This window comes from Nocardia sp. NPDC003482 (assembly GCF_053588115.1).
Window position 1 is genome coordinate 1 of the sequence record NZ_JBSFPI010000046.1, and the last position, 26780, is coordinate 26780.

The 26780-nt window shown below is 64.1% G+C and carries 14 protein-coding genes, 1 pseudogene and 1 other annotated feature; of the genes and pseudogenes, 14 read left to right on the forward strand and 1 reads right to left on the reverse strand.

Translation table 11 applies throughout. The features are described from left to right. Nucleotides 1–149 precede the first annotated feature (149 nt). The 13 genes and pseudogenes from ACWDSJ_RS36925 to ACWDSJ_RS36985 all read left to right on the forward strand — a co-directional run bounded on the left by ACWDSJ_RS36925 (nt 150) and on the right by ACWDSJ_RS36985 (nt 19841). Nucleotides 150–1393, forward strand: a protein-coding gene (locus tag ACWDSJ_RS36925; protein WP_450037474.1) for an IS3 family transposase whose coding sequence is annotated in 2 segments (ribosomal slippage) — nt 150–444 and nt 444–1393 — 1245 coding nt in all. Because the reading frame shifts where the segments join, the coding sequence is not laid out codon by codon here. Next, nucleotides 437–565, forward strand: a sequence feature (AL1L pseudoknot). It overlaps the preceding gene by 129 nt. A gap of 359 nt (nt 1394–1752) precedes the next feature. Beyond that, complete coding sequence (locus tag ACWDSJ_RS36930; protein ID WP_450037475.1) at nt 1753–3237, forward strand: protein kinase domain-containing protein; 1485 nt, start codon at nt 1753–1755, stop codon at nt 3235–3237. 602 nt (nt 3238–3839) lie between these two features. Beyond that, nucleotides 3840–4993: pseudogene (locus ACWDSJ_RS36935) on the forward strand (IS3 family transposase). A gap of 674 nt (nt 4994–5667) precedes the next feature. Then, nucleotides 5668–6291 carry a hypothetical protein gene (locus tag ACWDSJ_RS36940; protein WP_450037476.1) on the forward strand — a complete coding sequence of 208 codons (624 nt, stop codon included), beginning with the start codon at nt 5668–5670 and terminating at the stop codon, nt 6289–6291. After that, nucleotides 6285–6911: a 4Fe-4S single cluster domain-containing protein gene (locus ACWDSJ_RS36945; protein WP_450037477.1), complete on the forward strand. Its 627-nt coding sequence runs from the start codon at nt 6285–6287 to the stop codon at nt 6909–6911. Before ACWDSJ_RS36940 ends, ACWDSJ_RS36945 begins: the two co-directional genes overlap by 7 nt. A 4-nt stretch (nt 6912–6915) precedes the next feature. Next, nucleotides 6916–8046 carry a toll/interleukin-1 receptor domain-containing protein gene (locus ACWDSJ_RS36950; RefSeq protein ID WP_450037478.1) on the forward strand — a complete coding sequence of 377 codons (1131 nt, stop codon included), beginning with the start codon at nt 6916–6918 and terminating at the stop codon, nt 8044–8046. Nucleotides 8047–8162: 116 nt separating this feature from the next. After that, complete coding sequence (locus tag ACWDSJ_RS36955; protein ID WP_450037479.1) at nt 8163–9560, forward strand: hypothetical protein; 1398 nt, start codon at nt 8163–8165, stop codon at nt 9558–9560. Further along, entirely contained in the window at nt 9557–12196 is a 2640-nt protein-coding gene (locus ACWDSJ_RS36960; protein WP_450037481.1) for an AAA family ATPase, read from the forward strand. Before ACWDSJ_RS36955 ends, ACWDSJ_RS36960 begins: the two co-directional genes overlap by 4 nt. Next, nucleotides 12196–14013: a hypothetical protein gene (locus tag ACWDSJ_RS36965; protein WP_450037482.1), complete on the forward strand. Its 1818-nt coding sequence runs from the start codon at nt 12196–12198 to the stop codon at nt 14011–14013. Before ACWDSJ_RS36960 ends, ACWDSJ_RS36965 begins: the two co-directional genes overlap by 1 nt. 14 nt (nt 14014–14027) lie before the next feature. Then, nucleotides 14028–15047: a hypothetical protein gene (locus tag ACWDSJ_RS36970; protein WP_450037484.1), complete on the forward strand. Its 1020-nt coding sequence runs from the start codon at nt 14028–14030 to the stop codon at nt 15045–15047. Continuing rightward, entirely contained in the window at nt 15044–17623 is a 2580-nt protein-coding gene (locus ACWDSJ_RS36975) for a hypothetical protein (RefSeq protein ID WP_450037485.1), read from the forward strand. Before ACWDSJ_RS36970 ends, ACWDSJ_RS36975 begins: the two co-directional genes overlap by 4 nt. A 422-nt stretch (nt 17624–18045) precedes the next feature. Continuing rightward, complete coding sequence (locus ACWDSJ_RS36980; protein ID WP_450037487.1) at nt 18046–18885, forward strand: hypothetical protein; 840 nt, start codon at nt 18046–18048, stop codon at nt 18883–18885. Then, a complete protein-coding gene (locus ACWDSJ_RS36985; protein WP_450037489.1) occupies nt 18882–19841 on the forward strand; it encodes a hypothetical protein in 960 nt (319 codons plus the stop codon). Before ACWDSJ_RS36980 ends, ACWDSJ_RS36985 begins: the two co-directional genes overlap by 4 nt. A gap of 46 nt (nt 19842–19887) precedes the next feature. Here ACWDSJ_RS36985 and ACWDSJ_RS36990 read toward each other — a convergent pair whose 3' ends face one another. Continuing rightward, on the reverse strand, nt 19888–24144 hold the full coding sequence (locus ACWDSJ_RS36990) for a hypothetical protein (RefSeq protein ID WP_450037491.1): 4257 nt from the start codon (nt 24142–24144) through the stop codon (nt 19888–19890). A gap of 498 nt (nt 24145–24642) precedes the next feature. Between ACWDSJ_RS36990 and ACWDSJ_RS36995 the strand changes: the two genes are divergently transcribed. Further along, nucleotides 24643–25968: a DUF4407 domain-containing protein gene (locus ACWDSJ_RS36995; RefSeq protein ID WP_450037492.1), complete on the forward strand. Its 1326-nt coding sequence runs from the start codon at nt 24643–24645 to the stop codon at nt 25966–25968. Nucleotides 25969–26780 lie beyond the last annotated feature (812 nt).

The window sequence follows — 26780 nt, forward strand, 5'->3', positions numbered from 1 at the left end:
CCCGCTGATCCACCGGCGACACCCCACCCCCCTGCGGACGCGCCCGGAACTCCGGCAACAACGGCTCGACCAACTCCCACAACTCATCCGGCACCGTGAACCGTCACGGGTTGGGGGCCGCTTCTTCCTAGTGGAAGATGGTTCCCATCATGACGAAGCGTTACCCGCCCGAGGTTCGCGAGAAGGCCGTCCGTCTGGTCCTCGAGCGCCTCGATGAGTTCGAATCCCCGTATGCCGCCGCGCGCGCGATCGGCCCGCTGGTGGACGTGCATTACGAGACATTGCGCGTGTGGGTGAAGAAGGCGCTCGCCCAGGGTGCGCCGCCGGCCGGCAAGGTCGGTGCGGGGTTGGTGGCGGCCGAGCGTGAGGAGCTGGCGCGGCTGCGTAGAGAGGTCCGAGATCTCGAGCAGGCCAACGAGATCCTGAAAGCGGCCTCGGCTTTTTTCGCGCGGGAACTCGACCCGCGACACCGCTGATCGTCGGGTTCATCGACGAATACCGCCAGGTCTTCGGTGTCGAGTCGATCTGTCGTGCGCTGACCGCGCACGGAATCCAGATCGCGCCGAGGACCTATCGCAAGGCGCGACGTCGACCACCGTCGGCGCGCGACGTCGCAGATGCTCACGTGGAGAACGCATTACGTGGTCTGGCAGGCCAACCGGAGGAAATGTATGGACGCCGGAAGACGACCCGATATCTGCGCCGCCGCGGCCACGATGTGGCCTTCTGCACGGTAGATCGGATCATGCGTGAAGTCGGCATGAACGGCGTAGTGCGTGGCCGCAAGCTGCGCACCACCATCGCGGCCGAGGACGGCGTGCGTGCCGGTGACAAGCTCAACCGTGACTTCACCGCCGCCGCGCCGAATCTGGTGTGGGTCGCCGATTTCACCTACGTGTCGACCTGGACCGGGTGGGCGTATGTGGCGTTCGTGTGCGACGCCTGTTCCCGTGCGATCGTCGGCTGGACCACCGCGGCCACGAAAACGACCTCGCTGGTGTCCAAGGCGCTCAACATGGCCGTGTGGCGGCGTGATCATTACGGGCACCCGATCGAGCCGGGTCTGATCCACCATTCCGATGCCGGGTCGCAATACACGTCGGTGAAGTTCACCGAATCACTTGCCCTGCAAGGTCTCTCAGCGTCGATCGGCTCGGTCGGCGACGCCTATGATAACGCTCTGGCCGAATCGATCATCGGTTTGTTCAAGACCGAGGTCGTCAACCGGCACGGCCCGTTCAAGACGCTCACCGAGGTCGAGTTCGCGCTCATGGAATGGGCCGACTGGTACAACAACGCCCGCCTGCACTCGCGACTGGGCTACCTGAGTCCGGCCGAATACGAAGCCGCGTACTACTCTCAACAATCGCCACGCCGACCGGCGCTGGTCTGAAACCGAAGCCGGTCCCTTACTCGTGACGGTTCATCAACCGCAACGACAACGCATCAACCACGACTGATCATGATGCAACACAACCCATCTCAACGCACAGAAAACGAATCACACCCATGTGAGACACGGTCTAAGCATCGAGGCGCGACCAGGCGGCGCGGGCGGGCGGTGCGGACGACGACATCAAATCGGTGATGGATGACTGCTGTGCGATTCAGCCGCAGCGCGGGCTCAATTGAAGTTGTGCCCGACGGCCGATCTCCAAGGGCATACGAGCAGGTTGAATATAGGAGGGCGCCGACAGCGGTTTGGATTATCCTGATCGGACTGGCGAGGGGATCGCGCGGGGAGGACGGGCAGTGGCGCAATCAGTTCCGGGTCTGCTGATCGGTGGGCGATATCGGCTGATCAACGTTGTCGGCGCCGGCGGGTTCGGGCGCGTGTGGCGTGCGTTCGACGAAGTACTGCGCGTCGATGTCGCCGCAAAAGAGCTGCTGCCGTCGTCGGGGACCGGGCAGGTCGAACGGGCAGTCCGGGCGGCTCGCGAGGCTCGTAATGCGGCCCAGCTGCGCGACAACCCGCACATCGTGTCCGTCCATGACGTGCTCGACGACGACGGGCAGCCGTGGATGATCATGCAATTCGTCGAGGGACCTTCGCTCAAGGACCGGCTCGATACGGGAGGACCGTTGCCTGTCGGTGAGGTCGCCCGGATCGCCGACGCTCTCTTGGATGCGCTCGGTGCCGCCCACGCTGCGGGCGTCGTGCACCGCGACGTCAAGCCGGCGAACGTGATGATCGCGGGCTCGGGAGAGGTCATGTTGACCGACTTCGGTATCGCGGTATATCACGAGGACACCAAACTCACCGCGACCGGGGCGGTGATCGGCAGCCCCGCCTACATGGCACCCGAACGATTCACTGGTGCCGACCGCGGCTCCGCGGGCGACCTCTATTCGCTGGGTGCCACGCTTTACGAGGCAGTGGAAGGTGTATTGCCGACGACCGGCGGCGGTCACGACAGTATCCGCCCTCCCCGCCGTGCCGGTGTGCTCGGTCCCCTGCTCCTCCAGATGTTGGATGCCGATCCGGGTCGCAGGCCGACCGTTCCACTGGCACGCGCTGCTCTGGCATCCACACTGCTCGTGACCGAACCCGCGGGCACGACGCCGGCCCAGGTTCCGATCCCTCATCGGGATGGCAGCGATGGCACGAAGCCGCCCGTGCAGACCTCGTTCAAAGTGCCCCGGAAAACGCAGCTGCTGATGGTTCTGCGTGCCGGGTCGTTGCTCGGCACAATTGTGGGACTGCTCGGCCCGATCATGGCCTTCAGCGACAAGAACGTCCTTCCTGATCTGCCGCGGGTCGTGGCGGCGCTGATCGTGTTCTTCTTGCTGTTCGGGCTCGTGTTCGCGGTTGCGTTAATCGCTGGAATCCTTTCGTCGATTCTCGGTCCCGGGACCATGCCGCTGGTCATCACGGCGGAAGGGGTTGTGGGAGAAGAAGTCCGGGGTCATGCCACGCCGGTGATCGGCTGGGATTACATAGCGACTGTCCGGGTCGACAGGTCGGGCCCCCTAACGACTGTCGTGATCGCGCCAAGAGATCGGGAGAAGTACCTCGGGCGGCTGAGTCAGCTGACCCGGAGCCGGACGTTCGACCCGAACTCCACCTACATCAAACGGCTGCAAGGGTTTCGCATATTCTCCGGTGCGCTCGACAACGAGCCGGATCGCATCACCCAGGCGATGAAGACCTATCGCCCAGATCTCGACGCTCAGGTCGTCACCGGCCAAAGGCCGAATGGCTGGATCGCCGAACTTTTCCAACTTTCCGGACGCTGAGGCCGGGCGGAACAGGGAGGCGGATTCGCAAACGGCCAGTCATTCGAGCTGATGGCCGACTGTTGAGCGTTGAGACGCCGAGCACGGCCCGGCGACGTGCGGGTCGACACCGTAGGCCCGCGCGTCGAGAGCCCTGCGCCCGAAAGAATTTGCGACGGTCGCGGGTTCCTTGGTCATCCTCGAGATGTCGGGCACTTACCCGCAGTGCCGAGGCGGTGGCGCGAAGCGACCCCGACCGTGCCGAAGCCGTCGCCCGCGCCATCACGAGCCGGGGGACGAAGGATTCGGCGCTTGCCCGTACTGCCGAGGTGTTGGTTGCCGGAGACCCTCATCACGCCGCTGGGCTCACCGATCGCGCCGAAGGCCTGGCCCGCGGCATTTCCGACCGCATAGAGCAGCACGGCGCGCATTCCTGTTCGTCCGCGAGATGCTGGCCAGCCGCCACCCCGCCCGCGCCGCTAGGTTCGTCGATCGTGCCGAAGCCCTCACCCGACGCGCCCTGAGGTTCCCCCGCTAATCCGGAGAGCGTGATGTTCCCCCGGGTTCTACGGAGTTGGTTTGCTTGACTTCTTGGTCACGACATCATCGAAGGAGATTTGTTCGTGCCCAGGCGTTATCCCGAGGAGTTCCGTCGCAAGGTGCTGGACCTGGTTGCTGCCGGTCGCCCGGTGGCGCAGGTAGCCGCTGATCTGGGGATCAGTGACCAGACGTTCTACGTCTGGCGCAAGCAGGAGCTGATCGACATCGGCCAGCTACCGGGCGCGACCCGGCTGGAACAAGCCGAATTGTCGGCGGCCAAGCGGCGGATCCAGGAGCTCGAGCAGGAGGTGACGATCCTGAAACGTGCCCGTGAGCTGCTGAAGGAGCAGGGAGGCGACCCAAAAGGAGATACGCGGCCATAGCCACGATCGCGAGCGAGGGCTTGCCGGTGCAGGCCGCGTGCCGGCTCCTCGACGTGTCCGAATCCGGGTTCTACGACTGGCGGTCCCGTCCCCCGTCGCAGCGAGCGATCCGTCATGCCTGGTTGATCGACCAGATCCGCGCTGTGCACGCCGCCTCCCGCGGTACCTACGGCGCTCCCCGGGTGCACGCCGAGCTCAGCCTCGGGCTCGGAATCCGCGTGGGCTACAACCAGATCGAGTTGCTGATGGCCCGTGCCGCGATCAAGGGGCTGCCCGGGGTGAAACGTCCACGTCCCAAGCACCAGACCCCGACCGCCGGTGACCTCGTCAACCGCGACTTCGCCCGACTATCGCCAAATCGGTTGTGGGTCACGGATATAACTGAGCATTACACCCGTGGGGGCAAGGTGTATTGCGCTGTCGTGCTGGACGTCTATTCGCGGCGTGTGGTCGGCTGGTCCATCGACTCCACCCAGACCGCGGCGCTGGTCACCAACGCACTGGGCATGGCCATCGCCAACCGCTCGCCCCAGCCCGGGACCATCATTCATTCCGACCACGGGGTGCAATTCACCTCCTGGGCCTTCACCGACCGGGCCCGCAAGTCCGGGCTGGTGCCGTCGATGGGGTCGATCGGCGACTGCTACGACAATGCCGTCATCGAATCCTTTTGGGGCAGAATGCAAACCGAGCTACTGAACCGGCAACGCTGGAAGACCCGGATCGAGCTGGCCAACGCGATCTTCGAATACCTGGAGATCTTCCACAACCGCCGGCGCCGTCATTCGGCCCTTGGTATGCGGTCCCCGATCGAGTACGAGATGATGCAGTCGTCCATCCAGCCCGTGGCCTGAAGTCCAGTATCCCGACTCCACGAAACCGGGGGAACATCAAGCTCTCCGAGAAAGCGGGGGAACCTCACCCCGCCCCGGAAAGCAGGTCGAGGCACTGGCCTGTATTGCCAGGCCGGTGGCAGGCAGCGACCTGAGGCGTGCCGAAGCCCTCGTTCGCAGCACGTCCGACTTATCAGCGTGGGCGGATGCGGCACCACACCATCGAGACCGATCCCGGTGTGTCGTGAGGGTGCCGGCCCCGCCACGCTCGCTCCCGCTCAGGCCGGTCACAGGGCCCTTCGCTGAGCAGACCGATCCTCCACTCGCCTGCGCCCGGTGCGAAGGTGATTCGGTGCAGCTGAGCGAGATGCAGTTTGCGGGGTGGAGGACCGGAGTCCAGAAGGATGAGCATGCCGCTTGCGCTACCTCGCTGGGTCTCCCGCAGTGTCTTCGGGCCGTGGGCAGGCCGAGGACGTGGCGTCCGAGGCTCCGCTTCGGGGATCTTGTTGGATGTCACAGCATTTGGTTCGAGTTGCGCCTGCTCGGCAGCGCCGGGGCGGGGAACTCGGTGGGGCGGCACGCACGCAACCCATGCCGAACTCGGGTGCGACAGTACGATTGACCTCGGCTGCCTGATCATCCGATCGGTGCGAGCCGGGAAATGTCGATCGAGGCGAGAGTCGGGTGGGACGGTCGTGGGCACAGTCGATGTCGATCCGGATGATCGTCGAAAGCATCCGGATTTTCTGCAGGCGGCGATTGCTCGGATGGCGGGTGCGTCTGCTGTCACCACCAAGGGCTGGCTTCTTCCGGTGGTTACCGCGATCTGTGGCTACGCGTTGACCAAAGGTGTCGATTCGATCGCTGTCCTGGTTGTTGGCGCGATTGTCGTTTTCGCTGTCATCGACACCGACTACCTGAACCAGGAGCGCGCTTTCCGTCGACTCTACGAGGCGGCAGTGCGAGCAGTACCTCAGGTTCCGGTCTTCGAGATGGACCCGGCTCTCGTCGATCCAACCGCCGCTGCCGTCGAATGCTGGGGTATACCGCCGCGTGCTGACGCGTCTACGACATTGATTGCCCGCGTGGCAGATCTGGATCTCACGGTCTATAGCGCCGCTGTACGGGACGCTGGTCATTTGGGGACTGGCGAGCTTCGCCAGAGTCGGTCGATGATACGAGGGTTCGAATACCGACAAGCGGGCCCGGCAGTCCGGGGCTGGAGAACCCAGTGGCGGATATCGAGGAACGGGCAGGGCGAACTCGTCGGCAGCTGGCTTCGCAGCCTCCAGGGTACGGGGGCGGTCCCGGTATGTTGAATGTCGCGGCGGTGTCGGTTACCGCTGAATCTCTGGGCCCAGGTCGACGAGCCGTTGTATGGGTACAGGGATGCCCGTTTTCATGTCAGGGATGTGTTGCGCCCGAATGGATTCCGTTTCAAGAGGCCAGGCTGGTCGCACCCGCGGAGTTGGCGGGTGAGGTGCTGTCCGGACCGCCGATCGACGGGGTGACCCTCAGCGGCGGTGAGCCGATGCTGCAGGCGGCCGGATTGACCGAGTTCGTACGTCTGATCCGTTCACGAGTGGATACGACCGTCATCTGCTTCACCGGATTCACCCTGAGGCGGTTGCGATCTCACCCGCCCGAGGGGGTCGCGGAGTTGTTATCCGAGATCGACGTATTGATCGATGGCAGATATATGGCGGAAAGGAACAACGGCAGGGGGCTTCGAGGTAGCACCAACCAGGTCGTCCACCACCTCACCGATCGACTCCGGGGCGTCGGATACGATTTCGAAAACCGTTCGCGTACAGCCGAATTGAGAATCAACGAGCGCTCCGTCACGCTCATTGGAGTGCCCCCAGCGGGGCTGCTGGCAGCCCTCGACGAAGCGCTCGACCGCCATGCCGGGCCGCGGGCCGCCGAGGAAGGGCCGTAGTGAGATGACGGTGCACGCCGGCAAGCCGATCCGGGCTTTCATCTCCTACGCCAAACAGGATCCCGCTCACGCGCTGGCTGTGCGGAATCTTTGGATCTTATTGCGGCAGAATGGTATCGATGCTCGTCTCGACCTGCCAGAGCAGGTGCGTCGGCAGGACTGGCCGACGTGGATGCACCAGCAGATCGACGAAGCCGACTACATCCTCGTCGCTGCCTCGTCGGCGTATCGCAGGCATGCCGACGAGGGCTTGGTTGAGGGTACCGGCCGAGGTGTGACCTTCGAGGCTGCTCTGCTGCGTGAGTTGGTGTATCGGGATCGTCGGCGATGGTTCGAGCGGATTCTGCCGGTCATCCTGCCGGGTGAGGATGTCGATGGCGTGCCGGCGTTCCTGTCCCCGGTTTCCGGCAGCGTGTATCGGGTGCTCGAGTTCACCGTGCCGGGTGCGGAGAATCTGTTGCGCGCGTTGACCGGAAGCAGCAAATATCCCGCACCTCCCATCGCCGCTACTGTTCCGGCGCTGCCATCGGTTGACACTGGCCGGATACACCATGGCGGCGAATGGTCGGTCGTCCTGCTGGGTGCCAGCCCATTCGATATCGCGTTGCAGCGACTGCGCGCCGATCGAGAGTTTCGGGCGATCCACCGAGTGACGCGGGCCGGGTTCCTGCGAGTCACGGCTCGGAACCTCACCGCGGCAACAGATATCGGCGCACTCATGACAGAGAACCCGCAGATCGTGCATGTGTGCGGGCAGTATCGGGCGGAGAACCGTACCCTGATCCTGGAAAATCCAGCTGAGGATCCGCAAGTGGTGTCGGTCGACACGCTTGCGCGACGTATGAGCCTATCTCGTGAATACGGTGCGCCGCCGATCCGTGTGCTGGTGTTCTCGGTCGATGACGGCGAAGAATTTCTGGCCGAGTTCGTCGACGTAGCCGAAACGGTAATCGGCTGGCGGGGAACGGTTCCTGCCGATTGCGGAGTGGCTTTCTGCACTCGCTTCTACGGTGCACTGGCCCATGACGAGCAGCGGGATGTGCGACGTGCAGCGCGACTGGCCGCACGTGACGTCGCGGTGGCCCACGGCGGGTGCGAATCGTTTGCCGACCGCTTGGTTCTTTTGTCGCAGTGAAGGTTTCGTGACCTGACAATTGCAAGCTGGTAGCGGGAAAGCTGCCGTATACTCGGCGTCAAGACGGGACCGGAATCGCGGATTCGGGTCCGGCATCGACTAGGGGTGGAGTGCTGGTGAGCGGTCGTAAGCGCATCTTTGTCGACCAATCCGACTGGGACCGGCTGCAAGCCGATGCGGGCAAGCTCGCGCAAGTACGACGCGACCTACCGAACCTCCTGCGCCGGGTCGGCGAACATACCGACCGGAGCATCGCCCGGGCCCGCGCCGAGATCGATGCGCGTCACGCGGATTTCGAGCACGCACTCGCTGATCTCAGCGAAGACATGCGGCAGGCGGAGGCGCGCACGGAAGAGCGCTTGCAAGAGACCTCGGAGGCGCTGCTCACCCAAGTGCGTACGTCGCAGTCGCGCCTTCGCAACCAAACCGCTCAGGCATTGCGGACACAACGTGAGGAATTCCAGCGGTCGCTCGATGCCGAACGTGCCGAACACAATCGACGAGTCAACGATCTCGAACGGAAGATTTCCGGGCTGTCCGGTGAGCGTGATCGCGCGGAGGCACTGACCCGGGCATACCTTCGCGATGTCGAGATCCTCCGGGCGCAGGTGATCGCTCTCCCCCATGAACGGTATCTGCCGGGCCGGCTGGATGAACTGGATACGCAGTCGGCGGCGTTGCACGAGGATCTGCGACACGACACCCCGGCGTACCTGTTGTCGGATGCGCGGGGGCTGTGTCGCGCGATGAGCGCGCTGCGCGCGGAATTGATTGTGCTCGACGCCGAATGGCGTGCGCTGCGTTGCGCTGCCGAGCGGGACCTGCTTCAGTTGCAAGGCTTCGTCAGAGACAATTCCACACTCGATGTCGCGGCGGCGTTCGGCACGGACGCCACGGTGAAACCACCCGATGTCGACCACTGGTCACGAGGAGCGCTGCGTCGCCTCGCGGGTGAAGTCGATGCCTTACTGGTTCAGGTGCGCGACGACGAGTCTCCACCGACAGCTGAGACGTTGCGGCAGATGATCGCCGAAACCATTCCGGAACTGGATCAGCGGCTCGATTCCGTGGTCGTTGCCGCCATGACGGCATTGCGCTCGTCGCAGTTGCGGGCGAACCTCGCCGAACTCATCACTGATGCTCTCGATCGCCACCACCACTATCAGGTCGTCGACGGCGACGCCGGATACGTTGATGGCGATCAGCGTGCGGCATTCCTGGCGAAGAGCACCAACCGGGCCAGCCGCGGGGAGATCGTGGTCGAAGTTGCCCCCGGCCCCGACGAAACGGCGCCACCCACAGTGCGGCTGCACAACTTCGACACCGACGCCAGCACCGAGGAGCGCAGGCTGCGCACCGAGTCGATTCACGAGAGCGTGCTGGATCGAACCGGTATCGACCTGCGAACGACAGAAGAAGGCGCTGAGCCGGACCGAACCCGCAACGACGTATCCCGGCTCGTCCGGAGTGCGGAGCCAGCCCCCGCCACCGGTTCCGAGAATCTCTCGGTGTGAAACCGAACCAGACGATGGTGACGCCGCCCGACCATCCGGTCTCGTCGCCGGCACAGGACTTTCCGGTGCCAGCGGCATTCTGCGAGCGGTTCCGCGGCGCCCTCCGACCGGTTCCGGGTGAGCCACTGTGGATCATCCACGGGTCCGGAGTCACGGACATGCTCGTCGGCGCCGATCTCCTGCCCCGGACGATCGAGGAACTACTCTGGGAGATCTTCCATTTCGCCGGTTACGAACGCATCGTCTACAGCGACTATCGGCGGCCGGTCTATTTCCGGGATCGACGCTCCCGGGAGCTGACCCGAGCCGAAACCGACGAAACCGCACGCCGCGCAGGGGTTGTCACCACCGGTCGCTTCGGAGGGCCCCTGGGGCGGCTGATGCTGCTCGACACGCCACACTCCGGAGGCACCGGCCACGAACGGCCGGGGAAGATCTCTGCACGCGACCGCTCGACGGCGAGCGATCCGCAGCGGCTCGAGATGATCGATGGGCTGATGACCGAGCATTCGGTCCGGACCGCGGTGGTGGTGCCGGATGCACAGACCTGGCTGTCGGATATGCCGGTACCTGTTCATCGGGCTGCGGCGGACATGTTCCGCCGCTGGAGCAGCGGGGAGGTCGGACCGCGTAACACTTGCGTGCTCCTGTTCGCGCGGCACGAGTTCACCGCTGTCATCGACCTCATCCGCGGACCCAGTGGTTTGCCGGAACTCGAGGACCACTTGATTCAACTGGGGCAACGGGCGGCGGCCCCCGCGGTCACCACGGTCGGGGAGGCCGCCCCGGCAGAACTGCACCGAGTGGTGCATTATGCGCGGCTGATGCGCGGCCTGGAGGTCGGGGATTGGGCAGCGCTCGAGCACCTGACGCAGGCCATGGCCGCACAACGACTGCCGGTCAAGATATGGCTGCCCAACCTGGAGTCCTTCGCTGAACGACGCATTCCGCTCACCGTCGACGCACTCGACGACCACGGTCTGTACGTGGAGAAGGTCCAGCCCAGTGGGGATCTCTGGAAACAACTCGAAGCGATGGTGGGCTTGGCGCCGGTCAAACGCTTCCTCGCCGAGCACCGCGCGTTGCTGGAAGCAGAGGCGGCGTTGCGTGCGACGGGTCGTGGTGGCGGTGAGCGGCCGACCCTGCACCTGGTGTTCACCGGAAATCCCGGCACCGGTAAGACCGTGGTAGCCCGCATGGTGGCGGCGTTGTATCGAGATATGGGGCTACTCGCCGGCGGGCATCTCGTCGCGGCGTCAGTCGACGATCTCGTCAGTGGCTATGTCAGCGGCACATCCGAACGCACGGCGGCCGTGGTGCGGCGGGCCCTGGACGGCGTGTTGTTCATCGACGAAGCCTACGGGTTGGCCGCGGGGCATGGTCCGGAAGCGATCACGCGGTTGCTCACCGCGATGGAGGATCACCGCGACCGGCTTGCGGTCATCGTCGCCGGATACCCCGACCGCATGGCGGAGTTCCTGGCCACCAACGAGGGCCTGGCCAGCCGATTCCCGGAGGGAAACAGAATCGAGTTCCCCGACTACGGCCCGGACGAACTACACACCATTCTCATGCAACAGCTGACCACCGAACACACGTTGACCTGCACGCCGGAATTGGTGGAGACGTTGCGTGCCGTCGTGGCCGACATGCATCGCACTCGTAACCGACGCTTCGGGAACGGTCGCACGATGCGCGAGCTGGCCAAGGACATCAAGCGGACCTGGGCCAGCCGAATCGACTTCGTGCCCGGAACGGCTGTCCCACCGGTGACTGTCGACGACCTTCCCGAGCGGTATCGGCGATACGCGGACAAAGCGCCGACGCTGGACGAGGTGCTGGCAGAACTCACGCCGTTGGTCGGCCTGACGTCGGTGAAAGCCGCCGTCCGTCAGCTTGCCGCGATCCAACAAATCCGCCGTGAGGAGCCCGGGCGTAGGAGTCGGGCTGCCGCGCCGCACATGGCTTTCCTCGGATCGCCGGGCACCGGAAAAACCACTGTCGCAACGCTGATGGGCAAGGTATTCCGGTCACTCGGGCTGTTGGCCGCGGGGCATGTCGTGGTCGCGCGACGGGCGGATCTGGTGGCCGGCTACGTCGGGCAGACCGCGCCCAAGACCCGGGAGAAGGCGTTGGAGGCGCTCGATGGAGTGCTTTTCATCGACGAGGCATACGAGCTCGCCGGCCGGGGCAGCCAAGACTTCGGACCGGAAGCGATCGCGGAACTTCTCGTGTTGATGGAGGAATACCGGGAACGGCTGGTGGTCATCTTCGCGGGCTATACCGACCTGATGGAGCAACAGCTTCTCCTGACAAACCCCGGACTCGCCTCCCGTCTCATACGTCTCGACTTCGCCGACTACACGGTGCCGGAGCTGCGCCTGATCTTCGAGCGGATGGCGGCAGCGGAAGGACTCGAGTTGGCCGAGGGTGTGCACGCCAAGGCGGTGCGCTGGCTCGAGGCCCGTCGGCAAGCGGACGGGGCCCGGTTCGGCAACGCACGGACAGTGCGTCAACTGCTGTTCGACAACATCGAAGGCCGCCGGGCTCTTCGCCTACAGAAGGTGCCCCCGCAGCAACGCGACGCGCATACCCGGCAGGTTCTGCCCATCGATGTCCCGGATCCGGAGCAATGATGACCGCTCCGGCTTCGGCGATGTGCCCGGTGTGCTTGCGCGATATCTCCGACGAGGCGGTGTGCCCGCGCTGCCGCTGGGTGCTGCGGGCGGGCCCGTGGCTCGGCGGCATCACCGACGAGCACAGGCAACGATTCGACGAGGAGCTCGCCGAGGCGGCTTGCCGCTACGACGTAGTCGCGGCCGCCCGCGCCAGTGGCTTTCCCGACCGTGGTGACGAGGTTCGGCTACGTCGCCTGCTGGAGTTGGTGCGTGGGCGCGCCACCGAGGACGAGATAGCCGCCGCGCGACGGCAATCGGCGACCGCTCGCCGGAGCGGCTCGCCGGATGCGCTCGCCGACGCGGTTCGGTGGCTGGGCGGCGACGCGCCCGGCACCAGAACCCTGACCGTTGTCGACATCGCCGAAACCGGTGTCCGGATATGCCGTCTGCGGATCGACTCGGCCGGTGCGGCCATTCCGGCCGAACCGGACCGGCTGGTGCCGTGGCAGGCACTGGTTACCGGTTTGCCCGAAGACCACGACGGCGCGATGTTCCGGTTGGCCGGAGGCGTAGGCAGCGACGCACACGGCGAACCAGCCATCATTCCGAATGTCGACGCCCAACTCGTGCCTCCGAAGCGCATCAGCGGAGACGCCGACGAACGGATCGTGGTCCTCCACGGCCTACCGGGCTGGTCGCTGCCGGACCGGATAGCCGCGGCGTTCGAGACCGTACAACCAACCGGTCCGGAATCGGCTGCCGACCTGTTGCTCGCGGCGACGTCGCGGCTCCCGTCGCGTATCGGATACGGTCTGGTCGCCGTGGCCGTCGATGACGACGGCAACACACATCCCTACGTGCACCCACTGTTCCGTCCCGGAGACACCGCGTCGGCAGCGCGACAGGCGCCGCTCGACATCGCGGTCCCGGACACCGCGACCGATCTGATCATCGCCGTGGTAGGGGGAGATGCGGTTACCTCGCCGCGGCAGGCCGTCCCGGTGAGCGTTTGGCGCTGTCCGCCCGGTGACTGCGCCGGGCGCCTTCAGTTCACGCTCGAACGTCCTGGAGTCATATCGCTGATCGCGCCGACCGCCGCTCGCCGCGAAACAGTGAAGTCGTGGACCGGCCTACTCGACCGGATCCCGCCGATTTACCAGCCCGACCGTGTCGGCCTGGATCTGGCCGTGGTGATCGAGCTCGCGGGCAATCCTGGGGCAGTCACTCGGCGTCGCGAACTCGTCGGTGAGATCGCCGATCTGCTCGAACGGGACCACCCGAGGCCGGAGAGCGTCCGCGTCGCCGTGCTCGGGTACGACGATCACCTGGGACGCCGTCCGCAGTCGGTGCTGCGGGGTGGTGACTTCGGCCCGCTGTCCGACGCCCGCACCACCGTCGGAGAGTTCGCTGCTTCTCGAGTATTGGAATCATTGGCCGCGCCGCTCGAGGATGCCCTCGCCGGAGCGCGGCGGTTGACTTGGCGAACGCCCGCGGTGACGCGACGGCTGGTGATCATCGGCGGTCGCCCGCCGCATCCTGCTCAGGATGGTCTGGTCGCTGCCTGCCCCAATCGCCACGATTGGCGAGGTCATCTCACTTGGCTTCGACGGTTCGACGTCGTGCGCTCGGCGGTGTGGGATCGCCCGGAATGGTGTGCGAAGCGAAGTCCCGCCAGCCGGGAGGCGAACACGGTGTGGCGTGCGCTGGCGCCGCCAGGCAGAACGGTGTTACTCGACGATGCCACCGCGGCGGATGTGGCGGCGCGCGCCGGGCTGATCGAGCCGGAGCCTCCTGCGGCTCCGTTGAATTTTCCCATCTTGAGCTACCGGAAATAGCAGGAGAACAGCGTATGACAAACTCGCAGCCAGATCCGCCGGTGCAGCTTCGCCTCGGCATGTGGGGACCGCCGGCCAGCGGCAAGACGACATTTCTCGCGGCACTGAAAATCGCCACTCTGTTGAGCCGCCGCCCCGGCAATTGGATCATGAACGGCACCGATGGCCCGTCCAGCCGTTTTCTACAGCAGATGACCGACCTGCTGGCCGATCAGCGCGTCTTCCCGACAGCCACGGATGCCGCCAACGGGATGACCTTCCGATTCACCGGCGAGCGGTCCGTCCCGGGTAGCCCCAGGTTCCCCGGTGGTCTGGGACGGCGGCAACCGATGACGGCTCGCGAGGCATTCGAGCTGGATGTGCTGGATGTGCCCGGCGGTACGCACGCGCCGGACCATACCGGCGCCGACGAAGAGCCCGATCTCGAGTTCGCCGATACCGACCCGATCGAGTTCGACGAAATGTCCGATCGGACTCAGATGCTGGACCACCTTCAGGCGTGCCAGGGCATCGTGTATCTGTTCGATCCTGGACGTGACGTCCGGCTGGGCGACGCATTCAAGTATTTTCAGGGCACGCTGGAGGAGCTGTCGTCACGGATATTCCAACCTGGCTATCACGGCACGCGGCTTCCGCACTGCGTCGCCGTATGCATTACCAAATTCGACCAGCCGTACGTCTATCAGGAGGCATTCCGACGCGGTTACTCGGTTCGGGATACCGCGCCACCGTATTTCCCCATGGTAGAGGACGGCCGGGCCGGTGAGTTCTTTCACGAGCTCTGCAAAGACGACCATACTAATACGAACCTGGTCGCAAAAGCACTCGAAAGGTACTTCTACGAAGACCGGGTAAAATATTTTGTGACGTCTTCGATCGGATTCTACAGCGTGAACGGAAGGTTTCAAGCGCGTGATCCGCACAATGTCGAACAGGTCGGCGATGGTGATTTCCGAATCCGGGGTAAGGTCCATCCCCTCAATGTGATCGAACCGCTCATCTGGTTGTTCGACAATTTGAAAGCAAAACGGTGACGTCGCGCGTTGTTGCCGGCTGGGCAACGATCAGCAAGCCTCCGGGGTCGTACGACGAATACTCCGTCCTCGCCTCGAGCCGGGGCCCTTATACCGTGAAGCAGCTCGGTGCCATTATTCGTCGCAGTCCCGGCAACTCGCCACCACTGCATGATCCGCCACCCGCTGGACTTCCCTGGGTGTGGTTCACGCCGGTCAGAGCGAAGGGAACCGAGCAGGTATATCTGGGCATCGTCATACGATCATGGACCGACAATGTGGATGCCGCCCGTCGCCGGATCGTCACCAATCGGTTCTTCTGTGTGCCGATCGACGACTTCCTTCGGGCGGGTTGTGGATTCGTCGATCTCTACGATGCCGTCGTCGCGGCCGAACCTCTCGTGGACGATGCGGATCCCTTGCGTAGCAGCGCATTCGAGCTGTCGTTGCAATCCTCCGGCGCATGTCGGGAGGCGGGGCAACCAGACGCGGATCTGTTCGTCCAGGCGGCTGCCGCGCTACTCGACGGGCCGGTCGCGATCGTCGAAAAAACCATCGATGTGCGGGATCGGCTGATTCTGCTGGACTCGGTCGCGCGCTGGTTGCCAGCTGGTGCCAGAGCTTGGCTGAGCGCGAGTATATGGGCTGACTCGGGCGCGAATCACGGTATGGCGCTGACGTTCACCGCAGCTGGGAAAGCCGATGACGTCATCCTCGATCCGACCAAACCGATGCTGTCCGGCCGCCCGCTGTCATCTCCGGCGTCACGTTATGCACAGTCGTTACGGCGGCTCCGCCAGATACACGGCCCCGACGCCGTGCTCGCCCATCTGGCAACGCTGGTGACAACCAATAACCGCGACGCGGAAACGGTGTCGCGGGATCTGGAAGACTTGGATCTGGCGAGCATCGTTCTGGCCGACGCCCGCACGCGATCTCTGCGGCCGTCGCTGGTTCTGCGACTGCATGAGAACGGAAACCTTTCGCGACTGCCACAAGGAGAACGCCGCGAGATCATGTCCGCACTGCTCGACAGCGCCGACATCCGCCAACTGCACGAACTGCAGGAAGTCCTGCGGCACCAGCGGAAGGATTGCTCGGACGAGGATCTGACGGGCGCGATGATCCGCGCACTCGAAGCCGATTCCACCGATGGAACCTTGCGGTGGCTCGGGCCTTTTGCTTCGAAAATCGATGCCACAGTCCAGGGCGCTGTCGCGATAGGAGAAGCTGATCGACGACGCCTCGGCGTCTTCGGCAGCGACATTCCGGTGGCGGCACTCATCAACATAACTCGACAGGACCAGTCCTGGTGGCAGCCATTGGCGCGTATTGTTGTCGAATCGCCGCGATTGACCCGTAGAATCGCCAAGTTGCTGTTCGTGAATTCCAGTGAAACGGACAGGGACTGGATGTACGCACTGAACGAAGCCGGGGCGTCGGCCTCCCCGTGGGGGAGGCTGAGCGACGTCTTCTACCGCGGCCTGCGAGTGCGGTCGGATCCCCTTCTGGCCGAAGACGTCGCCCACTGGTGGCGCACCGATCCGGACATCGTCCGCGCGCTTTTGGAAGCAGCTCGGAAACGGCTGTCTGCCACCGACTTCGATGCCCTGCTGGGCTCGGTGCTACCAGTGCTCTACGACGTGGAACCGGAGTACCGCGGCACCGACCCTCCACTGCGCGCGCTGCTCGCATTGCTGCGGCAGCCCTTGCAGTGCAACGACATTCAGCAGGTATGGATCGACTTCACGCTGTACCGATACGGAGAACGGGTCCGACCTCGGTTCGATTCGTGGCAATATCGGCAAGGGGTACTACAGATATCCGGACGTGACGACTGGTCACAGGTGCAACGAGATCGGTTCATCAGCTTTGTGGCGACCACGCTCGGTGTCGGATGGACTGGGCAAGCCGATTCGATTCTGCCGATGCTGTGGGAGTTGATCCATCCCCGTGGTTCGTCGGTCACCGGTAAGGCATCAGTGCTCCGGGCCGTCTGCACCGAGATCAGCCACAGCAATGGTCAGCTGTTGGATGCACCCGACCTCCGTCGATGGCAACCGCTGCTGGCGCAGCCCGACGTATTGGACGTAAAGACGAGGAACATAATGAATCTGAGGCAACTTCTGGCTAGCGACGCGAGCGTAGAGGAGGTCGCGACTGCCATAGCGCAATACGTCAGCAGTGGAGCGCTGCCCGAAGAAATCGCTCCCGCGGTCCGCAGCCCATGGTGGTTTGCCGCCCCCGACCGGGCATTCCATGTGGCCAGCCGAACCACCGCGCTGCTGTCCCGGCGTACGCGGCATCCTCGACCGTACGCACCTGGCCTAGAGCTGCTGCGCGCATACTTGGACCGTCGGCTCGGATCGGTCGAATCCGATCACGATCGGCGGCTTGTCGCCGACGCGGCAGCCCAACTCGAACTTGTGGTGCGAGCTCTGCTGCTTGCGGCCGACAGGACGCCCGGCCGTGATGAACCTGCCATCCTGGAAACGCCGTTACCCAGACTCTTCGGCCAAGTATCCGAGACTCTCAAGAAATTCCAGCAGCAGAGCCGAGACGGGCGGAGCTGGCTCCGACGGGCCATCGGAGGCTGAGGGATTTGAATTCCGGACGCGGAAGCAGCCACCCGGGCGTGCCTATAGGGATCGATATCGGCTCAGTGTGCACCAAGGTAGTTGTGGATCCATCAAAGTCGCCGTGGCAAGGACCGACACCGACCACAAAGCTCCACCACCGCACCGCGCCCACGCTGGCGGCACTCGTCCGGTCCGGATTGCCCGACCCCGCCGCGATCGACGTGCGACCCACCACCCTCGTTGTCGCGGTCTCTGATCGGTGGGCAACTGGCACACCGGAAGACTCGTCCCAGGCGGCCAGCGCGACCTACTCCAGGCTTGAAGCGCTGAGCAGGGCAACGTTCACTAGGGTACAGGTACAGTCGACGATCCCCTGCCTAGCGGCCGCCCAGGACGGCCCCGACGGCTGCTCGCTGCTATGCGATGTGGGAGCCGGTTCGGTGACCGCTGCGGTGTGCTTGCGGACCGGGAACACTCTTCGAGTCCTGGACTCCGAATGTGCGGCGATCTCCGACCTGGATCCGGTGGCGGCATGGCTCACTGGCAGCGACAGGCGATCGAGGATGGAACAGGCCCCACTTCTGCACGCGGAGCGGTACCTCCACGCCCGGCGCGCCCGGCTGATTCTGGATCGTGCCGAGCGATTCCCGCGCTATCGTGAGGCGATCGTGTACCCAGAGGGCGGTGGGTGCGGCCCGATCCGCGCCGAGGAGCTGGCAGCGATCTTGCACCCGATCGCCGCGCAGGGAAGCCGGGTCGTTGCCGATCTGCTGGCCCGCATCACCGAGCCGCTGCTCCCCGACCTGGTGATCACCGGTGGCAATGCGATCGGACCGGTCGTCTCAGCCATTGCCCGCACCGCGGCGGCGGTGACTGATTCGGTTCGGATCGTTCCGCCGTGGTCGGCGGCGGTCGGTGCGCGGCGCATCGCGGCGGGCGAGATCCGGGTGGACGCTACGTTTCCGAACACGATCGGCCTTCTCGCCCACCGGACGCATCATGGCCGACTCGAATCAGTAGTGTTGCCGGTACCGGCGGCCGAAACGACCGGGCTCGCAATTGAAGTCGCCGATGACCAGGAGGTGGGACGGTTGGTGCGAATCCGTGACCGCGGCGTCGGCCCCTGGCTCGAGTACAACACCGTCGACGGAGGCCCACGCCTGCCGGCCGGACGCTATGAAGTGAACCTGCTGACCCGCCGAACAGCCCACGGAGCGTTGCAATTTCGTGACATCGCTACCGGCGCCATCCACCGCGCACCCCTCCGAATCCGGCCATGACGATGAACGACCCTCGCGTAATGATCCAGGACATTGTCACCGACGACGCCGACCGGTGCGCCGGCCTGCGAGTGCTGCAGTATGCGATCGAATGGTCGGCTGCAACCGTTGCCGCAGCTCTGGCTGACGCCGAGGCCGACTCCGCTGCGGTCGAGGTGGTGATTGCCTTGGATGACGCGCTCGGCGGGGTAGACCAGCTTGTCGGCAATGTTACCGCGCTGGCCGACACGGCCTTGATCGGTGAACCCGTACGCGTGTATCTCGAGGAGAAGGTCACTGCCCTGACCGTGCTGTCCGAGCAGCTCACCTTAGCCCGACTCGAATTGCAGTCGGCGGAGGAGGCGGCCGACGAATTGGCCGCGAGCAGTGTGGAGTATGAACGTTTATCCAGCCGCTTGGGCGAATTGAGCCGTCTGCGTGAGCTTTCGGAAGCGTTGCCGGAAGTGCGTGAACAATATGACCGGCTCATTCAGCACCATGATGCGATGATCGACGAGACGGCCGAGGCTGAGCAAGCATTGCGGGACACCGCCGAACAGCTCGTGACCTTGAGCACACAACGGCGGGCCACGCTCGACGAACGGACCCGTGCGGCGCTGGAGCAAATTCAAAGGGGCGAATCCGATCGGATTGCCGCAGCACAACGCTGCGCCGATGCGGCCACCGAATTGGCGCAGCTACGCGACCTGCACGCGTCCCGGATCGCTGCTCTGCAGGCGTATGCGTCGGCCAACAACGAAGTGCTGCAACGTTTGATCCGGATCGACGACGATGCCGACGGCAATGAAAGCATCGGGCAGCGAGATGGTTCGGTCCTCGAAACTGCTCGTCGCATTCTCGGGCAAGTGCAGTCGTCGTTGGAACGAGTAGACGGTGAACTGGGCAGGGCTTTGAAGGATTACGACGAGGCCACGCAAGCGCACCGCAAAGTCATACCGTGGCGTGACGACATGTGATCCCGCGCTGTGTACCCGGATGGATCCACTCGTCGCAACCATCGTCTTATGTGATTCGGGCAGCCATGCTCACGGCCGCACGCGCGGAGGGGTGTCCTGCGCCCCATCGGAGCTGCAGGCTGCGAATGGCGGCCTGCAGCTGTTGCTGCGCGAGCTGCTTGTCGTCGTCGGCAAGGCAGCGAGCCAACCGCACACGAGTATCCGCGACCTCGGGGTGGCCGCGGCCGCGACGCAGTAGCTGCCTGTTCAACACGGATGTCAGCTGGGATACCGCAGCGGTGTACCGAGTCGTTTCTGTTGCGGCGGCGCGGGCTGCCCGGACGACCAGTATCCGGGGATGATCCCCCGGCAGATGCTCGCCGAGTATGGCGAGGGCCTCGTCGTACAACTGTGTAGCGGTCGCGATGTCTCCCTCGGCCGATACCTCGGACGCCAAGGCGGCCAGTACCGACGCTGTTTCTGGGAGGTTGTATCCAGATCGCCGGTGCTCGGCGAGGATGTCGCTCAGCTGCTCCCGTGCAGCGCGCGAGTCATGAGGTGCGAGAAGTAGTTCGGTCAAGCCGCGCCGCAGCCGCAAGACAAGATGATGGGTAGGACCCAGTGCCTCGGCCACATGTGTGTGGACATCGGCCAGGCGTGGGGTTCGCGCGCGGACTGTGTCGAGGGCGGCCTCGAGGAGCGCGGCGTCCACCATGCATTCCAGCTGATCGTCCAGCGGTACACTGCCGAGCCGCCGGTAACCGGCAAGGGCGGCGGTGAGCCACCCGCGAGCCGCGGCCGGAAACCCGAGATCGCACAGGACCTGCCCATAACGGTGACGGGCATACGCACGATCCACCTCCGGTCGGTCGCGTCTGCCGGCCAATTCCGCGATCTGCTTACACAGCCGCATATCGGCTGCTACATCGCGGACCGTGTCACGCGCTCGCTGCAGTTCGAGTAGCCGGAGTCGCAGATCGGAGGAGATCGCATCAGGTGTCGCGGACACACCCGGAGCGGCGGGGACACCGCATCCGGCCCCCAGCAGGGTCCTCGCGAACTCTTGATCACCTCCCATCGGACCCGCGGAACCGCGACCGGTCTGTCGGACCATCCGAGGCCGCTGCTGGGCATCACGAATGTAAGACAGCGAGGAACCGCCGTCGGGCGAATCGACGTCGGCTACCGGGCGCTCGGCGTGGCCGCCCTCGACGGCATCGATGGCATGCCCTGCTGAGGTTTCCTCGTTTTGGAGACCCGCCGAGTTCATACCCGGGGAGTCTTCGATGGCCGCGATTTCCTGGGCGACAATCGACAATCCCCGCTGCGCACGTGTCGCGACAGGACCGGAGAGGTCCTCATCCGGAATTCCCGCAAGGGCCAATTGCAGCTGTCGTTCAGCCGCCACCGGCTTGCCGCGCTCGTGCAACAGCTCGCCCAGTTCCAATCGCACCATGACCAGGTCAGCGCCGGGGTCATCGAGTTCGGTCAGCGTGCTCGCAACATCGGTGAGCAGTTCTTCGGCTTCGGCATGACGTCCCCCGTCCGCTCGGACGACGTCGCAGAGCAACCAGCGCATGATCTGGATTTCGTACTCTCGGCCGGGGAGGCTTTGCAGCGAACTCAGCATCGTTCTGAGATCTTCTTCGGCTTCGGCGATTTCGCCCATTACGAATCGGAGCTGGGCGCGCATCAGCCGCGGCTGCAAGAAATTCGCCGAGTCCGGCTGCGCGGCTTCCGTCGACTGCACCAGCGAGTCGAGTTCTTGCGCGGCTTCAGTGAAACGCTCCTGCTCGCACAGTATTTGCACCAGAATCGCCCGGGTAGGCCATGTCTTCTCATGGTTCGGACCGAACAGCCGCTGCAGTGCTGCGATCGATTCGCGCAACTGTTCTGTGCAGCCGGCCAGATCGCCATTCCTCCGGAGGATGTGTGCCACCGCGATTCGCACATCTATCGTTTGGGGAACGTCATTGCCGACCGCGCGTACATTGTCCCGCAGGAGATCGAGCAACAGCGTTTGTGCCCGGGGATTGTCCTGGCCGGACTTCGCGACCAGTAGTGCGTGCACTTTGCGAATGGCCAGCATCGAGGGGTGCGTGGATGCGAGCAGCGGTGTTTGCGTGTCGAGCAGGTCTTCGACAACTTGTTCGGCACCGACTGGATCGTGGGCAGCGCGGTGGGCCGCCGCGCGCGCCCGAATCCCCAGCACGATCGGGTTGTTTTCCCCTGTCACTCGAGCCATGGTGTCGGCCACTACCAGCAAGCTGTGTTCAATAGCGATCGGGTCTTCACTGGCTTCACTGGCCTGCTGGCCGATCAGGCTGGCGTAGCTGATCAATGCGAAGGGATGTTCGGGGTTGAGGGCGTCTCGTTGAATCCGCAGCATCTGACTGAGCTGGGCATCCGCGGCGTCGGTGTCCAGTAGTCCCCGCAACGTTGCCATCAGCGTCATCCGAGTGGTGAGAGTCAGCGGGCTGGCGGGTCCATAGAGTTGTTCCTGAGCTTCGAGAATCTGGGTCAGCTCGTTTCGTGCCTGATCCAGGCTGCCCTGGCCCGCCCAGACACTGGCCAGAGAAGTGCGAACAGCGAGAATGGCCGCACTGTGCGAGTGTGCTCGATCGATCGCTCGCAGGGCCGACAAAACGGTGCGCAGTTGCCTCTCGGCCTCGTCGAAGCGTCCCATGGAGTCGAGCAGGCGGGCATATCCGAACCGAGTCGCCAGTTCCTGCTGCGAGCCGTCGTCTGCCGCATGGTTGTCGAGCAGTTCACGGTACAGTCGTTCGGATTCGGCGCTCGATCCGGCGGTCGCCAGGGCAAGCGCCAGCTTTTGTTGTATCGCGATAATCCCGGAATGCCGTGGGGGCAAGGTTTGCCGGGCCTCGTTCAGGAGTGTGCGCAGTTCACCGCAGACGACGCCGACATTACCGCTTTCGAAATTTACCGTGGCGGCAACATAACGAGTCTTCAGCCGCAATTCGATGTATTCTGATTTCCGCTTGGAAAGGTGCGCGAGTCGATCGACGGTGCGTGTGCTCATAGCGTGTGCATCCCGGAGTGCGCCGGTGTGGATGAGGTATGCGGCGCATTCGTTTCCTATGTCGATTGTGGTGGTGAGGATGTCGTCCGGCTCGACTGGGGCGCGTTCCAGAAGGTGCCGGCACATCGGCGGCAGCAGTCGCCAGCGTTCGCGATCGCCGGGTTCGGTGGTTTCGGGGGCGAACCTCCGCAGCAGCGAGGCGGCGCAGCGCCATATCGGAACTGCATCGTGGGTCTGGTCGCAGGAGGCGGATACGACCTCCGCCAGCAGCGGATGAAGCGTCACACAGGCGCCGGTTATCGCACCGGCCGACCGGTCGGGATGGTCGACCATCGCATAGGTCTGCAGACTCTGGACCGTGCGATCCACCGCGGTCTGGGAAAGCTCGGCGACGGGGGGTCCCAACATCGTCAATTCCGGCCCAGTGGATAACAATTCGAGCGGGATCGGATGTGGCGCACCGAAGCAGCACAGCAGCTGCAGCAGGGGGCGTGCCGCCGCCTGTCCGTGGCTTTCCAGTAGTCGTAGCGACAGCTCCCAGGTCAGGCGCACCGAGCGTCGGGCGGAGGCCTCGTCGCCGAAATGCTGTGCGAGCGGTTCGCCGGCGTCGAGTAGTTCGAGATCAGTTCGGAGCGCCGCGCTGTACGCGGTGAACGACCGGTATCTCGCCAGTGGTGAGGCCAAATAGCTGCCGGCCAGGCGCAGTGCGAGCGGCAGGCCTCCCAGTTGGAAGGACAGTTGGATCGCGTCGTCGTGTGCTCCGGCGCCGGGTGCCAGCTCGCACAGGAACCCGGCGCCGGCCTCCCCGTCGAGGACCTCGACCCGATGTAGTTCCGCAACGTCGCCCCACGGTAGTTGATCGCCACGGCGAGTGGTCACCACCACCAGACCCGCGTTGCTCTGCCGAATCCAGCCGGTACCGTCGTACCGGTCACCGGAACGTCCCAGCAGGCCATCGCCGCGTAGATCGTCGATATTGTCGAAGATCAGCAACCACGGCCTGTTCGCGCTGTCCAGATGACGCCAAGCAAGGTCACGAGCACAGGAATCGTCGGACCGTGCACGCCGCCGATCGTGTTCATCCATGCCGTAGGCCGCCGCGACCGCCACCATCGATGTCCGCACATCATCGGCCCGAATCCAATGCACATCGACACCGTGGTCGCGCGCCTGCATCGCCAGCCACAGCGCCAGGGCACTCTTACCGCCGCCGGCGATACCGTGCAGAACCACAATCCTGCCACCGGGGTCGGTGTGCAGAATCGAACTCAGCGTGTACTTCATTCGATCTCGGCCGTGCATCGTACGAGGAACCAAACCCAAGGGGGGTGCTGTCGACGGCAGCACCGACTCATCGGGACCTGCTCCGCTAGCTCCGCTAGCGAGCAGGGTGTCACCCCAACCAGCGCCGAGATCGCCCGTGCCCAAATGCGACCCGGCCAGACCTCCTGTGCCTGCCGGTGCATGAGTCGCGTCGTGCGCGGAGCTTTCGGAAACGGGTTTATCGGACATATACCCCCCCGGCCTCGAGCCCCTGTCGAACTCGGGTCGTACTGACAGAGACGAAGTTCAGCTCAACGATAGACGACCTACCGCCGGCGCACGATCGACCGCATCACGGCCGGGTATTTCGGTGTATCGTACGGAGGCGAAAGGCCTGTCCAGTCTGAGTTGTACCGAGATGTATTGATCGGCAAACAGTTTCGAGGATAGGCTCGCGACTCGATCCGCCTGGCGTGGCATGAGGGGGGCACGATGGTCCGGCGATGGCTCGTGGGCTTGGTGGGAATCCGGCACGACCTACTCGACGAGACGCCCGTCGACGGATTTCGTTATGTGGCAATGGCTTCGGTTCTGCTCAGTACCGCAGCCATCGCCAGCGTCTCGGCGGCGTTCGCTCTCCAGATGGCACTCGGTGTCCCGATCTTCTGGGCTGTCTTGATTGGTCTCGGATGGGGTGCGGTGATTCTGAGCCTTGACCGGATGCTGGTGATCGGCATGACGCGGCAATCCGGGTGGTGGCGCAATCTCCTCGCTGCACTGCCGCGGTTGGCGTTGGCGATCCTGATCGGAACCGTAGTCTCCACCCCGTTGGTGCTGCGGATCTTCCAGCCCGAGATCGTCGCCGAGATGCATGTCCAGCAGCAACAGAAACAGATCGAATACAACAACAAGATCAACAGCAACCAGGCCTATCAGCAAATCCCGCAGCTCCAGCAGCAACTGGCGCAGGAAACAGCAAAAGCGAATCAAGACCCGAGCCTGATCGCGAGCAACGACGCCGTTACGGCCGCACAAAAACGGGTCGATGACGCGACTGCCAGATACGACAGCGCGAAGGAAAAAGCCGAAGCCGAACAAGACGGAACAGGTGGCACTCACGTGCCGGGTTGCGCGGAAGCCTGTAGACAAGATCAGGCAGATGAGGCGCAGGCGCTGCGGGACCTCGACAACGCTCAGGCCGAGCGCGACCAGGCCGTGGCGCAGGCCAAGGCGACGTTGCAGCAGCAGGCCCCGGCGGCGGCGTCCATGGTCGCACAACTCAGGCAGGAGATCGATCAACTCACTGCCGCGAAAAATGACGCGGTCAATGGTTATGCCAGCCTGGAGAAGAACGACAACGGGCTGCTGGCCCGTCTCGAAGCGCTCAGCGCGCTGGGGCAGGATCGACCAGCGCTCGGCCGCGCACAGCTTCTGTTGTTTTTGCTGTTTCTGACCATCGAGGTACTGCCTGTGGTAGTCAAGCTGCTGCACTTGAGCGCACCTCCTACGTTGTACGAAAAACTGAGTACCGATATGGAAAAGTCCGCCGCGCGGGCCACGGCCAAAGCATTGTCTCGATACGAAAACGTCACCGATTTCCACAACGAGATGCGCATGGATCTTGAGCACGACCTGATCCAGCGACAGCGCGAAGCGGGCCTGCGAATCAACGACACGCTGGTGACCAAGCAGACTGTTGCCGCCGAGCGGGCTGTCCAGACCTTCGCCGGTCAATCCGGACAGGACAATGACCACACCGCGCCCCGGCTATTCGCTAGGCTCCCGTGGCTGCACTTGAGTGACATCCGAGAGCGATACGCGCATCAGCGCAATTCCGTGGAATGATCGCTCAGCGTTTGCGAACGGACGGTCATCCAGGTCGAGGTAGGCGACACCCAGGACGATCAATTGCTGCTGCCCGATGCTTGATGGATTTCGGCCTGCGGCCGACGGGTCAGGATGGCGCAACTGCGGGCCGGGAGCCTTGTACTCGACGCCGCACCGGCCCGCAGGGTCGTCCGGTTCAGACAAGTAGCAGCTTCGAGAAGGGCCGAATAGTATCGGCGTTCATAAATTTCCAGGTGCAGCCGGGTTTGTGCAGCTGCGAGAGATCGGCTTCACTCGGGCGTTGTGGTTTGTGTCTGCTGCCGGAGCCTATCAAAGGCATCTGTACGTCCAATCCCGCCGTGGGGTCGGTCGAAGGCCGACGGTCGCTGCAGCCTGCCGCCGATGAGGTTCTGTCGGAGTTTCTCGGCTGGCGCCCGACCTCACGCAAGCTCACGTCGTCACGGATCTCACCGCGTGGTATTGCAGGCAACGAGACAAAGATTCGGCGGAATGCGCATGTCTTGCGCATCACCGAGGAAACGCGGCCCGAATCAGAGCCCGATCGTCACGAGCTGCTGGGGGAGCCTACCAATATGTGTTTAGGGATTAGTAGCGCATAAGTTCAACGGCTCACCGCAACCCATGAGCCGAGACTTGGTTGGCAAGTATTCGATACCGTCCGAATGGTCATTTCGCTCCCGAGTGAGGAGCCGGAAGGAATTCGGACAGTGGGGCTTGCCGATTCTCAAGCTGCTTGGTTACGATGAAACCATTCGGACTCTACCTCGTTCGGTGTGCGGTAGCCAATCGATGAGTGCAACCGAATCTGG

What these genes read in the sequence shown, in the direction of transcription:
- ACWDSJ_RS36945 (WP_450037477.1), top strand. Translation starts at nt 6,285, where the DNA reads ATGTTGAATGTCGCGGCGGTGTCGGTTACCGCTGAATCTCTGGGCCCA.
- ACWDSJ_RS36950 (WP_450037478.1), top strand. Translation starts at nt 6,916, where the DNA reads ATGACGGTGCACGCCGGCAAGCCGATCCGGGCTTTCATCTCCTACGCC.
- ACWDSJ_RS36965 (WP_450037482.1), top strand. Translation starts at nt 12,196, where the DNA reads ATGACCGCTCCGGCTTCGGCGATGTGCCCGGTGTGCTTGCGCGATATC.
- ACWDSJ_RS36970 (WP_450037484.1), top strand. Translation starts at nt 14,028, where the DNA reads ATGACAAACTCGCAGCCAGATCCGCCGGTGCAGCTTCGCCTCGGCATG.
- ACWDSJ_RS36985 (WP_450037489.1), top strand. Translation starts at nt 18,882, where the DNA reads ATGACGATGAACGACCCTCGCGTAATGATCCAGGACATTGTCACCGAC.
- ACWDSJ_RS36990 (WP_450037491.1), bottom strand. Translation starts at nt 24,144, where the DNA reads ATGAAGTACACGCTGAGTTCGATTCTGCACACCGACCCCGGTGGCAGG.